The 14,515-nt window shown below is 38.9% G+C and carries 9 protein-coding genes; 3 read left to right on the forward strand and 6 right to left on the reverse strand.

The genetic code is table 11. The annotated features are described in order from the left end of the window. Positions 1-18: 18 nt before the first annotated feature. The gene (locus tag KYH19_RS04755) at positions 19-1,023 is read right to left on the reverse strand and encodes a phosphotransferase enzyme family protein (RefSeq protein WP_219077773.1); all 1,005 of its coding nucleotides are present in this window, start codon (positions 1,021-1,023) and stop codon (positions 19-21) included. A 110-nt stretch (positions 1,024-1,133) separates the two neighbouring features. On the opposite strand from KYH19_RS04755, the gene KYH19_RS04760 reads away from it, so the two are divergent. After that, positions 1,134-1,727, forward strand: coding sequence for a 2OG-Fe(II) oxygenase (locus KYH19_RS04760; RefSeq protein WP_255562554.1), 594 nt, complete (start codon positions 1,134-1,136; stop codon positions 1,725-1,727). Position 1,728: 1 nt separating this feature from the next. Here KYH19_RS04760 and KYH19_RS04765 read toward each other — a convergent pair whose 3' ends face one another. Continuing rightward, positions 1,729-2,457 carry a LytTR family DNA-binding domain-containing protein gene (locus KYH19_RS04765; RefSeq protein WP_132402927.1) on the reverse strand — a complete coding sequence of 243 codons (729 nt, stop codon included), beginning with the start codon at positions 2,455-2,457 and terminating at the stop codon, positions 1,729-1,731. Beyond that, positions 2,454-3,950 (reverse strand): sensor histidine kinase, encoded by a 1,497-nt coding sequence (locus KYH19_RS04770; protein WP_219077774.1) that lies wholly within the window; start codon positions 3,948-3,950, stop codon positions 2,454-2,456. The genes KYH19_RS04765 and KYH19_RS04770 overlap by 4 nt, the downstream gene beginning before the upstream one ends. A 313-nt stretch (positions 3,951-4,263) precedes the next feature. Here KYH19_RS04770 and KYH19_RS04775 point away from each other — a divergent pair, with 313 nt between their 5' ends. Further along, positions 4,264-5,163, forward strand: coding sequence for an ABC transporter ATP-binding protein (locus KYH19_RS04775; protein ID WP_219077775.1), 900 nt, complete (start codon positions 4,264-4,266; stop codon positions 5,161-5,163). Continuing rightward, positions 5,160-8,678 (forward strand): M1 family aminopeptidase, encoded by a 3,519-nt coding sequence (locus KYH19_RS04780; protein WP_219077776.1) that lies wholly within the window; start codon positions 5,160-5,162, stop codon positions 8,676-8,678. Before KYH19_RS04775 ends, KYH19_RS04780 begins: the two co-directional genes overlap by 4 nt. A 461-nt stretch (positions 8,679-9,139) precedes the next feature. Here KYH19_RS04780 and KYH19_RS04785 read toward each other — a convergent pair whose 3' ends face one another. The 3 genes from KYH19_RS04785 to KYH19_RS04795 are packed head-to-tail and all read right to left on the reverse strand — an operon-like array spanning position 9,140 to position 14,507. Then, positions 9,140-10,081, reverse strand: coding sequence for an AraC family transcriptional regulator (locus KYH19_RS04785; RefSeq protein ID WP_219077777.1), 942 nt, complete (start codon positions 10,079-10,081; stop codon positions 9,140-9,142). Between the two features lie 26 nt (positions 10,082-10,107). Beyond that, a complete protein-coding gene (locus KYH19_RS04790; RefSeq protein WP_219077778.1) occupies positions 10,108-11,208 on the reverse strand; it encodes an efflux RND transporter periplasmic adaptor subunit in 1,101 nt (366 codons plus the stop codon). Positions 11,209-11,222: 14 nt separating this feature from the next. Continuing rightward, positions 11,223-14,507, reverse strand: a complete 3,285-nt coding sequence (locus tag KYH19_RS04795) for an efflux RND transporter permease subunit (protein ID WP_219077779.1) — start codon at positions 14,505-14,507, stop codon at positions 11,223-11,225. Positions 14,508-14,515: the final 8 nt, after the last annotated feature.

Raw genomic sequence — 14,515 nt, forward strand, 5'->3', positions numbered from 1 at the left:
GATTTTTGGCAGCATTACTTAAAAGTTACAATACATTTCTTCCCATTTTTTAATCAGCGTTATACGGTGTTTTGTATAACGAGGAGTTAAAAAAGTATTCGACCAATCATCGTAATTGTCATAAAAGAACTTCAAAAAGAAAATATGAAAGGTAATCCCCAGATAAGGAATGGCTTTTAATTCATCATCAGTTAAGGTGCGTACTTTTTGATAGGCATTTAGAAAGGTTTCGAAATCCTTTTCAGCTTGTTCTTTAGAGATTAGATTATTGAGCTGATGGAAGAAATAATGGTTAAGGAAAGTCATTAAATCGTTAATCAGGTAACCTTCGCCTGCAAAATCGAAATCAAAGAAGGTAATTTTTCCCTGCTCATCAAAATGGAAATTCTTTGGAAGAAAATCGTAATGGCAATAACCATAACTGAACTTTGAAGTATCAAATTCGTCGAACTTTTTAACGACTTTATCGGCAATGTTGGTCAGATATTCAAATTCCTCTTGCATTTCTATGAAATGAGGTTTTAAGTCGCGCAAAGGCTCAAATAAAGTCGTTTCGAAGTTGAATATTGGTCTTGCGTTATTCAGTTTAATAGAAGATGTGCTTTGGTGTAAGGTGGCAATGTCTTGCCCCAATTGAATAAGCTGTACATTTTCCAGATCCAAAATCACTTTTCCTTCAGCAAAGGAAAACAGTACACCGTTTCTTATTCCTTCTATGGCATTAAACTGTTGTATTTGCTTCCCATTTTTATCAGTTATAGGGTAGGAAACTGAGTTTCCATTTGTCTTTAAAATATTAAGCAATTCTACTTCAGCTTCAATTTCGTTGCGTTTACGGTGTGCATCGCGGTAAATTTTGAAGATATATTTCTGATTCTGATTTTTCAGGATATAAGTATCGCTTACATTTCGGATGAGTAACCGGCATATTGTGGATGGATCTAACTGATAAGTTTCAATTAAATAAGCTTTTAAAGCAGCGGCTGATAAAGTGGAGTATTGGGCAGGGAAAATGGTTTGCATAAGTAGCGCTTTTAGGGTTTTAAATATAAATTTTAGAAATGACATCTTAGCCATTAATTAAGACTACCTTACCAACCTTAGGCATATCGTTTTAAGATTAATACAATCTGTTGAAAAAAATATTTGATTGCCTTATCGATAGTTTTATCGAGGATAAAGTGGGGATTGCCGAGAATTTTTTAAGTATTTCTTTAGCAGCACACCTTAAAGATAACCTGATCGGGTTATTTGAAAACAAAAAACTTTTAAACGCTGGCGTGGGTAATAATTTGGTTGTGAATCAGGATAAACTGATCAGAAGCGATGTCATTTACTGGTTAGACAAAAAGCATAACAACCAATACGAAAATGATTTTTTCGATCTGATGGACGAATTTGTTGCCTACTTAAACCGTAGCTGTTATACGGGCATTACTGGCTATGAGTTTCATTATACGCTTTACGAATCGGGCACATTTTATAAAAAACACATCGATCAGTTTCAGAACAATGGAAGCCGGCAATATTCGATGATTATGTATCTGAATAGCGATTGGAAAATAGAAGATGGGGGAGAGCTGCGCATTTACCATGTTGATGAGGAACAGAATATCTCGCCCAATAACGGTAAAAGTGTTTTCTTTAAAAGTTCAGACCTGGCACACGAGGTGTTGCTTACCCATAAACAAAGGATGAGTATTACAGGCTGGTTAAAGATCGGTTAATTTAATCCTCAATATCGAGCAACTGTTTGATTACCCCTTTATAATTTTTACCAATAGGAACCTCCTGACCGTTTTTAAGCACAATGGTATTTCCCTCTAAATAATCGACGTATTTTTTGTTGAGAATAAAGGATTTATGAATTCTGACAAAATAATCGGTTGATAACTGATCTTCAAAACTAGCCAATGTTCTGGGTGTTAGTAGAAAATTATCGTTTTTCCAGACTTTTACATAATTACCCAGGCTTTCCAGGTATTGTATTTCTTCGGTTTTTACCAGGATGTGTTTTTTGTCTGCTTTAATAGAGATTTGCCCATAGCTTTTGATCTCTGCTTTTTCGGTTTCAATAGGACCAGCAGTTTGTTTTTTGAGGTTATAAAATTCCAGCGCCCTGTTAACGGCTTTTAAAAAACGATCGAATCGGAAGGGTTTTAAAAGGTAATCGCAAACGGCCAGATCAAAACTTTCTAAAGCGTATTCTTCGTATGCCGAAGTAATAATAACAAGTGGTTGATGTTGCAACGTTCTTAAAAAATCCAGACCGTTTAGTTTTGGCATCCTGATATCTAAGAAAATTAAATCTATCTGTTGTTTACTCAAAAAATCCAGGGCTTCTGTAGCACGGTAGCAGTGGCCGGTAATTGAAATAAAAGGAATATCTTTTGCATACTCAGTAATTACACCGTGTGCAAGAGGTTCATCATCTATTATTAAGTAACGTAAGCTCATGTTAGCTTGAGTTTTAATTCCGCTTTAAAGATATCAGCAATGGTGGTAATTTCCAATGTATAACGGCTGGGATAAATCAGTTCGAGCCGCTTTCTCAAATTATCAATCCCAATTCCTTTAATCTCGTTTACCTCTTCAGGATCGAAAGAGTTCTCGCAACTGAAAATAAGCGTGGTATCATTACTGATTAACGACAGTTTTAAAGTAGCCGCATCTTCTGCTGGTTCTATACCATGTTTAAATGCATTTTCGATAAGTACAATAAGCAGCAGTGGGGCAATATCTATCTGATCGTTCGTAACCTGCTTTTCAAATTCGAAATGTAAGGTTTTGTGCAAACGGATTTGCTGCAGTTGAATGTAATCATTAATATAATCCAGCTCCTGCGAAAGTTTAACTGTTTTTTCCTGTCCTTTGTAAATCGTATAACGCATCAGTTCTGATAATTGCAAAATACTTTCTGGTGTTTTATCTGATTTTTGCAGGCTTAATGCATAAAGGTTGTTAAGCGTATTAAAGAAAAAATGTGGATTAAGTTGTTGTTTTAATAAATCAAGTTCAGTTTGCGATTTTTCTTTTTCTAAAGAGAGAATCCTGTTGTTCTGTTTCGCCCATTGCAGCGCCAGAACTACTGGTAAACTGATGAGCATAATGGCAAAGGCCCCAAATGCGTTTTCAAGCTCGAAAGGATTATTTACGAATATACTCCGGCCAAAAACCGTGTTTATCGGCAACAAAATTAACAATTGGGCCAATAGTGGATAAAGAATAGCAACAGTTGCTGAGAGTGATAAAAGGTAAACGATCAAACCTTTCTCTTTAAGGACTTTAGACACAAGTAAACGGCTATTGATCAGGAAAAGCAGGTATCCACATAAGTACATGATCAGGAATTGTGAAAAAAAGCCTAAAAACGTCCCAAAATTGAGCAAGAGTAGCTTAATGTCAAATTCGAAACCGACCAAACGGAACCCCTTTCTTTGGTAAACGGGATTGTCTAAGCTAGAAACGGCCATTACTGATATCGTTGCTGCAAGTAAAATGATGGTAATGAGAACGGCATTCTCCAGGCCGATTTTTTTGACCCACTTAATGTGCTGTACTTTATTTTGGTAGTATTGATTAGCCATCAGCATTAATTCGAGGCTTACTGCTGCCAAAGCGGTTAAAGTAAAAACACCATCATCAAGCTTAACGATTTGCAGGTAAAATGCAATAAGTGTAAACAGAGGAAGTGCGATTAAGAAACAAATACCCCAATAAATAGCGTAATGTTTTTTGCTTAGCCTGTTTTTTAATCTGGCTTTAGCAAAAGAAAAAACAAATACGGGGAGCAAGCAGAAACCCAGAGCCAAAATGCAGCTGACATAGCTTAACCAAATATTGTTGGTTAAGCTGTAAGTGTTAAATATGGCTATCCACAACAAAAGGCCAATAAATATGAAAAAGTCCTGGTACTTATAATTGAATTTTAAATTCTTTGTATTGAGCATTTCGTATTTAATGTATCCGTGAGTTCACATACCACACTCGTATTATTATTTCAGTTCATGGAGACACGAACCGATGCGATAATATTTCTTTCCATCGCCGTGGTCTGTGTCCCCACAAACCAATTTTTCTCCATTCTTTAAAATTAAGAAACTTTGCAGGTTGTTTAAAATATAGATGATGAAAGGTTCATTTTTCATGACGAAAGGAATATCAGGTTATTTTTTCCTTTCATCATCACTTCAGCTTCCTTCGTCACTTAAATTTAACAGATCGGTTTAATCGGTATAATTTGCTTCCATCTTAATTAGTAATATGGTACGGCTTAAAATACAGCAACTTACAAAATCTTATCAAAATGGGGTAAAGGCCCTTGATGATGTTACGCTGAACATTGCAAATGGCATGTTCGGCTTATTGGGACCGAACGGAGCAGGTAAATCTTCACTTATGCGTACGCTTGCAACCTTACAGCTGCCAGACGCTGGTCAGGTTCATTTTGATGGAAATGATGTGCTGCGAAATCCCCAGGAAATGCGGAATAAACTGGGTTATTTGCCACAGGATTTTGGTGTTTATCCTAAAATTTCAGCGCTTGATCTGTTAAACCACCTGGCTGTGTTAAAAGGCCTGAAGCATAAAAACGAAAGAAAAGAACAGGTGACTTCACTCTTGCAACAGACCAATTTATTTGAAGTAAGAAAAAGGTCTGTCAGCACTTTTTCCGGTGGTATGCGACAGCGTTTCGGCATTGCGCAGGCTTTATTGGGCAACCCGCAGTTAATTATTGTTGACGAACCCACCGCAGGCCTTGACCCACAGGAACGGAACCGTTTTCATGATCTACTGAGCGAAATCGGCGCTGCCCGTGTGGTCATTTTGTCTACCCACATTGTGGAGGACGTGAATGACCTTTGTCCTGAAATGGCGGTAATGGCAAATGGAAAGGTGATTTTACAAGGCAAACCTTCAGAACTGACCGGGAAATTAGATGGAAGAATCTGGCGAAGGATAATCGAAAAGTCAGATCTGGCTCAATATTCGTCGGTTTTTAATGTAATTTCTACCAAAATTATATCGGGCAGGTTAAATGTATTCTTACTTGCCGATGAATGTCCTGCACCAGGTTTCGAACCTGTTTACCCTGGTTTGGAAGAGGTATATTTTTCTTCATTATTTGGCTCTGCCAATCAAAATACGGAGGCGAGGTTATGATTATAGATTTACTAAAATTTGAATTGAAATACCATTTTGGGCAGATCTCGTTCAAAGTGGCTGCTCTTTTGTTTTTTATTCTGGGATATTTCTGTGTGATACAGGGTGGATTCGGTTCTGATGAGGTGCATAAAAATTCGCCCTATGTCATCACCAACATCATCGCTCTGCTTTCGCTTTTCTCTATCTTTTCGGGTACATTATTTAGTGCCAATGTGGTGCTGAGGGATAGTATGCACAAAATGGAAGCAGTTGTTTTTACCACTTCGATAAAAAAGCTTCCTTATTTTGTGATCAGGTTTTTAGGCCTGATCATTTCGGTTTTTAGTTTATTGGCATTGGTGGCCCTGGGGATTTATGTGGGCACTTTCTTTATTGATGCAGATCGGTTAGGTAGTTTTCATCTGAACTATTTTCTACAACCACTTTTAGTTTTTGCCTTACCCAATGTATTATTCTCAGCAGCAATCTTATTTTGTACGGCGATATTAACCAAAAGTGTACGCAAAATCTACGTAATGGGTGTGTTGATTTACATTTTGTATATGCTGGCTTCGATATTTGGCAATTCCCCTTTGTTAGCTACATCGGCAATGAAAGCTGGCAGCCCCGATATTTTACCCCTACTTTTAGACCCTTTTGCGCTAGCCTCCTTTTTTGGCGAAACCAGAACCTGGACTGATCTACAGCGCAATCAACAATTATTCCCATTAGACGGTGCATTTTTACTCAACAGGTTACTGTGGCTTGGTTTTACAGCCTTGCTGATGCTGGTTACCTATCGTTTATTCAATTTTCGCGTGCAGCAGCACCGACAATTAAAAATCAAGACCGTTAAAGCAGAACAGTTTGAGCTGATTCCTTACCGTGCTTTACCGATATTATCAAATGGTTTTCGTTACCACATGAATACGTTCTTCGCGCAGTCTAAACTCGAAATGATATTCCTGTTTAAAAACATCCCGATTATGGTAATGCTCCTGTTGTGGGTGTTTATATTCGGGGTGGATTTGAAAGACCAGCTGTTTAATGGTGTTTATGGTATTCATAGCTATCCGGCAACAGGTATTATTATCGAAGAAATACGTTCAATGAAATTCGGACTTGTCCTGATTATTTTTTATGCTGCAGAAACCATTAGCAAAGAAAAATCAGTAAGTATTCATTCGTTGATTTATAGTACACCTGTTCAGAATTCAGCTTTGTGGATGGCAAAAGCCCTGAGTCTTTTTATGCTGGTTTTCACCCTCGTTACTTTAAATATTGGGATTGGCATTGTGCTGCAGCTTACTCATGGTTATTTTCAGATCGAATTGCCCTTGTATTTATCGTTGTACTATTACAGCGCATTCCCTTTGTTGCTTTTTGTGGTGCTCATTATTTTTATCCAGAATTTAAGTGTAAACAAGTATCTAGGGATGCTATTGAGCATGATCGTTGTTTTCCTGATTTCGTATGCTGACAGGTTTGGCTTAACACATTACCTTTTTCGCTTTGCAATAGTACCTGATTTATTACATTCTTATTTTAACGGTTTTGGTTATTATGCCAGTGCATTTAACTGGTATATGCTGTATTGGTCGGCTTTTGTAATGGTTCTTGCGGTTTTAACCGTTGGGTTGTGGCAGCGTTCGGTTGAAAATAAGGCTAAAGCGAGATTTGCATCCATAGGTTTGGCATTGAAGCAGCATAAATGGATTACCGTTTTAGCCTTGCTAGTCTGGCTTTCCTGTGGCGCATTTATTTATCATCAAACAAATATCATCGGGAAGTATAAAAATAAACAGGAGCAGTTAGATTGGAGTCTGGCTTACGAGCAGAAATATAAAGCGCTGTCAAGCCAGCCTCAGCCTGTAATTAAAGCCGTTAAAACGAATGTCGACCTATATCCAAATGAAGGGAAATATACCGTTAAAGGAAAATATGTTCTTAAAAACGAAACAAATGTACCTATTTCGAAAATATGGACTTATGTCAGCCCTGCTATAAATTCATTTTCAATAACCATTATTGGAAGTAAAAAAAGCGAAAGAGATGAAACATTTAACCAACAGTTTATCACTTTAAAAACACCATTGCAACCTAATCAGGAAATAATAATGAATTTTGCTATTGAAGTGATCAGAAATGGATTTACACCTTTTGACAGTGAAAATTCAATTGTTAAAAACGGGACTTACATCGAGATGGAGAAATTTGTACCTCAGTTGGGTTATTGTTATCATTTTGAGAGCGAAGATAAGCGCGAACGTAAAAAAGCAGGTTTAGCCGAAATAGCCAGCAAGCCCAATTTTAACAAAACATACGAACTGATCGATTTGGAAACCACAATTTCTACAGCCGTTGATCAGCAGGTGATTACTGTTGGTGAATTGCAAAAACAATGGATGGCCAATAACCGAAGGTATTTTAAGTACAAAACTTCGATCCCCATAAATTTTATGTTTGCCTTAAGCAGTGCGAGGTACGCAGTAAAAAAGGAAAAGCACAAGGGAATAGAACTCAGGGTATATTATCAGCCTGGACAGGAATATAACCTGAAAAGTATGTTCAATGGAATTAGAGATGCCCTGGATTATGGTAATCTGAATTTTGCTAAATATCCGTTAAAACAGTTAAGCATTGCCGAAATTCCACAATATAAGGGTGCAGCAACAGCTTATCCCGGATTAGTTTTCAGTGCAGAGAACATTAATTTCCTGGGGAATTATAGTCAGAAAAGTACCATTGATCAAAGTTACGCCATTGCCGCGCACGAAACTGCACACCAATGGTGGGCAAATATATTGGCACCTGCAGATGCTGCAGGTTATGCCATGCTCACCGAATCGTTGGCTAAATACACCGAAAATGTGCTGATAGAAAAGGGTTTTGGTAAAATGTATTTGAGAAAATATTTAGCTTATGACAATAGCCTCTATTTTTTAAACCGAAATAACGGTGAAAAGGAATTGCCACTGGCCAAAACTTTAGATCAGGCTTATGTGCATTACCAAAAAGGAGGATTAACGATGTATGCGGTGAAGGAACTATTAGGAGAGGAAAAGTTTAATGCAGTATTAAGGCAACTCATTACCGATCATGAATATCCGAAACCCAGGGCTACAGCAGCCGATTTGGTTAATGCGATTTTAAAGGAAACTTCGCCTGAACAGAAGAAATTTATAGATGATTGTTTTAATCAGGTGGTTACTTATGATTTGGGTATTAAAGTGATCAATTGTAAAAAGCTGAGTAATGGAAAATTTAAAATTGATCTTAAAATTGATGCTGAAAGATTAAGTGATGGCAACAAACAATTACCAAATCTTGAGATTGATCTCGCTTGTTTTGATCAATTAGAAATAGCTTGGCAAGCTGATACCAAACCTACATACGCCCAAAAGCTTTATATAAATCAGCATAAAACCAAACTGTCAATCATTGTTGGGCATAAGCCAAAAACGGTTGCTATAGATCCTTATGGTTATATATTGGATAATGATAGGGGAGGCAACGTAGCTGTGGTGGAATAAAAAGGAATTGCTAATGGAAGGACATTCTCAAAGATACGTCCTGCTGTCCCGATTCTATTATATCGGGATCAGCATCTATTTTTGAAAATCGTTATTGATAAGACCCTGAAACAAGTTCAGGGTGACGACCTTCTCCGTAAATTCCAGGTTTCATTCTACTATCATAGACAGTTTTAGTAAAGGATCGTCATTGCGAGGAGGAACGACGAAGCAATCTTTCATGCTAGTGATTCTGCTATAAAGATTGCTTCGTCGGCTGAAAAAGCCTTCTCGCAATGACGATTCTTCATTGCTTATCACAATACGTTAAGATGATAAAATAAAAAGCACCGTTTCCTAAATTTCAGGATATAGTTAAACGACTACCCCATTCTAGTTGTAGCGTCTCGCTACGACATGCGATCATTTTTATAGGATCTAAGCGAGACGCTAGGACCAGATTGCGTATAGATGACGATTAATCAATTAGCCCTAAACACCTTTGGGGTACATTGCATCTGGCGTTTAAAAAATATATTGAAATTTGCCGGGTATTCAAAACCCAAACAATAGGCAATCTGTGCGATATTCCATTCTGTATGTTTTAGCAAAGCCACGGCTTCGGTAGCGATCCTTCTCGAAATGTGTTCAGAAGTAGTTTTTCCGGTCACTTCTTTTACGGCATGGTTTAAGTGATTTACATGTACCAACAAGCGGAAGGCAAAATCGTGGGCTGTTTTTAACTCCAGAATATGCTCCGTAGAGCCAATTGGGAACTGCCTTTCCAATAATTCAATAAATAATGAAGTTAAACGCACAGATGCATTATTCTGTTTAAAAACAATATCTTGTGGTTTAACTTTTAGTGCTTCGTGAACAATAAGCTGCACATAGTTTCTCAACAGGTCGTATTTATGGATATAATCGCCATCCATTTCTTTCATCATTTTAGTGAAGACATCTGTTAAAATAACTTCCTGTTCTTCGCTAATGTGAATTACCGGACTATCATTAATGCGCCACAATAAAGAATCGCGGAGGGTTTCATTACGGTTATGGATAAAATTCTCTGTAAATAAACAGAAGAATCCGGCAGGTTTTGGAGAAGTACTTTCCCAAGAATATGGAATATTCGGATTGGTAAATAGTAATGCCCGTTCTTTAATTTCGATCTGCGCATCAGGGTAATGCAAAATTCCATTGCCAATGATCAGCGAAATTTTATAAAAATCTCTCCTGCTAAATGCAGATGGTACATTGGTACAAACATTACCCCGGTTAAAAACATTAAAGTGCCCGATGTCGTTAATCATTCCTAAACTTGGCGTAGGAATTTCGGGCCTGGTGATTTTTAATTTATTGTAAAAATCCTCTAATGTTTCCTTTTTTTGAAGGGTAGAAAGCTCTTGATTTTTTGATAACATATTTTAAGTGCTTAATACAAGTAAAGTTATGGTTTAATCGTCATTCCTTCATGCATTTCCTCGGTCGGTTCTGCAACTAATTTGTCACCTTCTGCTAAATCTCCAAAAACTTCAACTTTATCGTCGGTTTCCCTTCCTTTTTTAACAGTCACTTTAACCGCTTTATTATCGGCTACTTTTAATACAAATAATCCTTCGCTGGTATCCAATAAAGCTTTTTTAGAGATGATAAAGGTACTTGCATTGGCCGGTAACGGGATGTTCACCTCTGCCACCATACCCGGTAATAAAACCTTTGAAGCATTTGGTACATCCATTTCAATACGTTCAGAACGTAAACGTAGATCCAGGGCTCCTGATAAGCGTTTCACTTTAGCTTTAAAGGTTTGGCTGGGTAAAGATTTAACGGTAAAACTAATCTCGTCGCCAGCTTTTAAATAACCGGTATAAACCTCAGGAATGGAAACAGCCAGACGCAGGTTTTTCTGATCCTGTAAAGTAAACAAAGGTAAATCAGAACCTTTACCTGTCGGACCAACATAGGCACCTAAATTCACATTTCTGGCTGAGATAATTCCACTGAACGGTGCCCTGATGGTTAAATAATCCTGAACTGAGCTCACCTCCTTATAGGCCGCTTTTGCTGCTTCGAGCTGTGCAAGGTCTGCATTTTTTTTGGCCATCGCCTGGTCCAGGTCGTTGGAAGAGATCGTTCCAGGCGTTTTACTGGTTTCGTACAAACGGTTGTAATTCGCTTTGCTGGCGGTATAAACCGCTTCCTGTGCTTTTATGCGCGATTGTGTCGCTGCCAGTTGCGAATTCATTTCAGGTGCTTCCAGCGTCATTAATAACTGACCTTTGCTTACTTCTGTGCCGATATCAACTTTTAAGGTTTTTACAAAACTGCTTACTTTGGCGTATAAATCAACTTGTTGCAAAGCAATTAGTTCGCCAGGTAAACTCAGTTTAGTGGATAGTTTCTCTTTTTTAAGATCGAAAGTGGCTATCGCTGCTTCTTTTTCTTTCCTGGGTGCTACTTTCGATTCGGAGTGTCCACAGCCATACATAGCAGTTAGCACTAAAAACCCTGTACTTAATAATCCTGTTGAAAATATCTTCGTATTCATTTGTGATGATGATTTTATTCGTTTTCTGGTAAACCTTTAATGTAATGGATGCTTTCTTCGTCTTCCGGATCAAGCGACATCGAGTTGGTTGTCTGTTTTCCCTGAACCCATGCAAATACCAATGGCAATATAATGAGTACGGCGAATGTTGAGGCCAATAAACCACCAATAACTGCCCTGCCCAGCGGCGAAACGGCTCCTCCGCCTTCACCATGACCGATAGCCATTGGCAACATCCCTGCAATCATTGCGATACTCGTCATGATGATTGGTCGTAAACGTAATGCCGCGGCTTCGCGTGCCGATTCGAGTGCATTGCCATTATGCTTTCGTAGTTGCTCTGCATTGGTGATAAGCAATACCGCATTGGCAATAGATACGCCCACCGACATGATAATCCCCATGTACGATTGCAGGTTTAAGGTTGATCCGGTAACAGTTAATAACAATAATGAGCCTAAAATAACGGCCGGTACCGTGGCTAAAATAACCAATGGAACTTTAAAAGACTGGAAATTAGCGGCCAGCATCAGGAAAATTACCACAATGGCTACAAATAAACCCGATTGTAAGCTGCCTAAAGTGTCTGTTAATACTTTACTCAAACCAATTGCGGTCACATTTAATCCCCTTGGCAGTTCGCCAACGTCCTTAATGGCCTTTTCCACATCTTTTGATGCCGTACCCAGGTCGGTATGGTAAAGGTTTGCTGTTACCGATAAAAAAGGCATAGCACCAATGTTGTCGTTTTCGCCTGCCGTAGTATCAGGCGTAATTTTTGCAACATCGCTCAATACTGGTCGTGCTGAATTTTTCAATAAAGGAATTTCGCCGATATCATCTTTACTGGTCATTTGATTCAGCGGTACCTGAACCTGCACACTATAAGGTAAAGATGCCTTTTCATCTAGCCAGACATTTTTATCCGTATAACGCGATGATGAAGTTGAGGCAATTAACGACCTCGAAATGTCGGCCATATCAACCCCGATCTGTGCTGCACGGGTTCTGTCGATATCGATATTTAAGGATGGATATTTAATCGGTTGTGCTAACTGAACATCGCGCATGTAAGGGATTTCCTTCAGTTCTGCCAGGATTTTATTTGCATATTTTTCATTTAGCTTTTTGTTTTTGCCTGCAATACGCACTTCAACAGGGGTAGGAGAGCCTTGACTCAATACTTTATCCGTTAACTCTATCGGCTCGAAAGAAAGTTTAACATCAGGCAGCACTTTTTTGATTTTCTCTCTGAACTGATCCTTAAAATCGTCCATATCTTCTTCAAAGTCTTTTAAACTCACCTGGAAAACAGCTTCGTGTGGACCTGCCATAAACTGGTAGATCGGATTTACTGAAAACTGTGCAGGGTGTTGACCAACGTAAACGGAAGAAATGCCCATATGTTCTTTGCCAACCATTTTTTTCAGCTCAGCTAATACCACATTTGCTTTTTCTTCGGTACGTTCTAAACGTGTTCCATCGGGTGCGCGTAAACGCAACTGGAACTGACTTGAGTTCACTCTTGGCAAAACATCGCGGCCAATATTAGCCAGTAACAACGCGGCCAGACCAATAATCACCACCAAATAAACCAAAACAACAGATTTTCGGTAAGGCAGTATCCGGTCAAGGAAGCGCATAAAACGGTTCCGGAACTTATCGAAGAAACCAATTTTACCATTGCCATTAAAATCTTCACGTTCAACCAGCACTCTTTTCTGGTTCAGGGTATCTTTTTCCGATTCAAGTGTAATGCCGGTTGCTGCAAAATCAGCTTCATCCTGCGTAATGTCAGGGTGATGTTTACTGCCTTTTTTAGGATGTGCAACCATCAGCCAGTTGGCCATAATCGGTACGAAAGTTTGCGATAACAGGAATGAAACCACCATCGAAAAACCAATTGCCAATGCCAACGGTAAGAATAATGCCCCCGGGATCCCAGTCATGGTAAAAGCCGGTGCAAATACGGCAAGGATACAAAACAGGATTAACAGTTTAGGGAAGGCGATTTCTTTACAGGCATCCCAAATGGCCAGGGCCTTTGGTTTGCCCATATCAAAATGCTGGTGGATATTTTCTATGGTTACCGTTGATTCATCTACCAAAATACCAATGGCCAAAGCCAATCCGCTAAGCGTCATAATGTTGATCGTTTGTCCGAATAATTTCAGGAACAAAACACCAGCAATAATGGATGTGGGGATGGTGAGGATTACAATCAATGCCGCACGTTTATCGCCCAGGAAAAGTAAAACCATCAGTCCTGTTAATATTGCACCGATTGCACCTTCGCTGATCAGACTTTTTACCGCATTGATTACATAAACAGACTGGTCGAACTCGTAAGAAAGTTTAACATCCTCTGGCAAGGTATTTTGGATGTTCGGCAAGTTTTTCTTTAAGTTTTTAACCACATCCCAGGTGGAGGCATCGCCGGATTTGGCAATACTTAAATATACCGAACGTTTACCGTTGATTAAGGCATAACCTGCCACTAAATCGGCTCCGTCTTTAACGGTTGCTACATCGCGAAGCTGCAAATTTTGTACGCTGCCTTTAAATAAAGGAATGTTCTCAAAATCTTTAACCTTTTTAATCGTATAATTGGTTGGTGTGATGTAGTTTTTATCGCCAATCCTTACATTTCCTGAAGGTGCAGTCTGGTTATTTAGCCTAATGGCTTCAACCACCTGGTCTACCGTTAGGTTATGGGAGCGCAAAAGGGAGGGATTTACATTGATTTCTATCGTTCTCGGACTACCGCCAAAAGGGGCAGGAGAAAGCAAACCCGGTATAGCGGAAAAACTAGGGCGTACATAAGTATTGGCCAGATCCTGCAATTCGTTGTTGGTACGGATAGGGCTGCTTAATACCAATTGCCCAACCGGAAGCGACGAAGCATCAAAACGGATCACAAACGGGGGTTGCGAACCTGGCGGGAAAATGGCCTGGGCTCTTGTAGATAGGGCACTTAATTCTGCTGCTGCCTGTGCCATGTTGGTACCTTCGTAATAGGTTAATTTCATCAACATTAAACCCTGTGTATTTTTGGTTTCGATACTTTTGATACCATTTGCAAAAAGCAGGATGTTAACATATTGCTTGCCGAAATAAGCCTCCATCTGGTCGGGTGTGTAACCACCAAAGGGGTGGGCAATATAAATTACCGGAAGGTTCATTTGCGGAAGGATATCAACCTTGATCTGATTGATAGCACCAATACCGAAAAAGAACAGTCCAGCCACTAAAACTAAGATGGATATGGGTTTGCGGAGTGCGAAACGTATTAAATTCATTTATATAG

The sequence above is a fragment of the Pedobacter sp. D749 genome (genome assembly GCF_019317285.1).
GTDB lineage: Bacteria > Bacteroidota > Bacteroidia > Sphingobacteriales > Sphingobacteriaceae > Pedobacter.

What these genes read in the sequence shown, in the direction of transcription:
- KYH19_RS04780 (WP_219077776.1), top strand. Translation starts at nt 5,160, where the DNA reads ATGATTATAGATTTACTAAAATTTGAATTGAAATACCATTTTGGGCAG.
- KYH19_RS04790 (WP_219077778.1), bottom strand. Translation starts at nt 11,208, where the DNA reads ATGAATACGAAGATATTTTCAACAGGATTATTAAGTACAGGGTTTTTA.
- KYH19_RS04755 (WP_219077773.1), bottom strand. Translation starts at nt 1,023, where the DNA reads ATGCAAACCATTTTCCCTGCCCAATACTCCACTTTATCAGCCGCTGCT.
- KYH19_RS04765 (WP_132402927.1), bottom strand. Translation starts at nt 2,457, where the DNA reads ATGAGCTTACGTTACTTAATAATAGATGATGAACCTCTTGCACACGGT.
- KYH19_RS04775 (WP_219077775.1), top strand. Translation starts at nt 4,264, where the DNA reads ATGGTACGGCTTAAAATACAGCAACTTACAAAATCTTATCAAAATGGG.
- KYH19_RS04795 (WP_219077779.1), bottom strand. Translation starts at nt 14,507, where the DNA reads ATGAATTTAATACGTTTCGCACTCCGCAAACCCATATCCATCTTAGTT.
- KYH19_RS04770 (WP_219077774.1), bottom strand. Translation starts at nt 3,950, where the DNA reads ATGCTCAATACAAAGAATTTAAAATTCAATTATAAGTACCAGGACTTT.
- KYH19_RS04785 (WP_219077777.1), bottom strand. Translation starts at nt 10,081, where the DNA reads ATGTTATCAAAAAATCAAGAGCTTTCTACCCTTCAAAAAAAGGAAACA.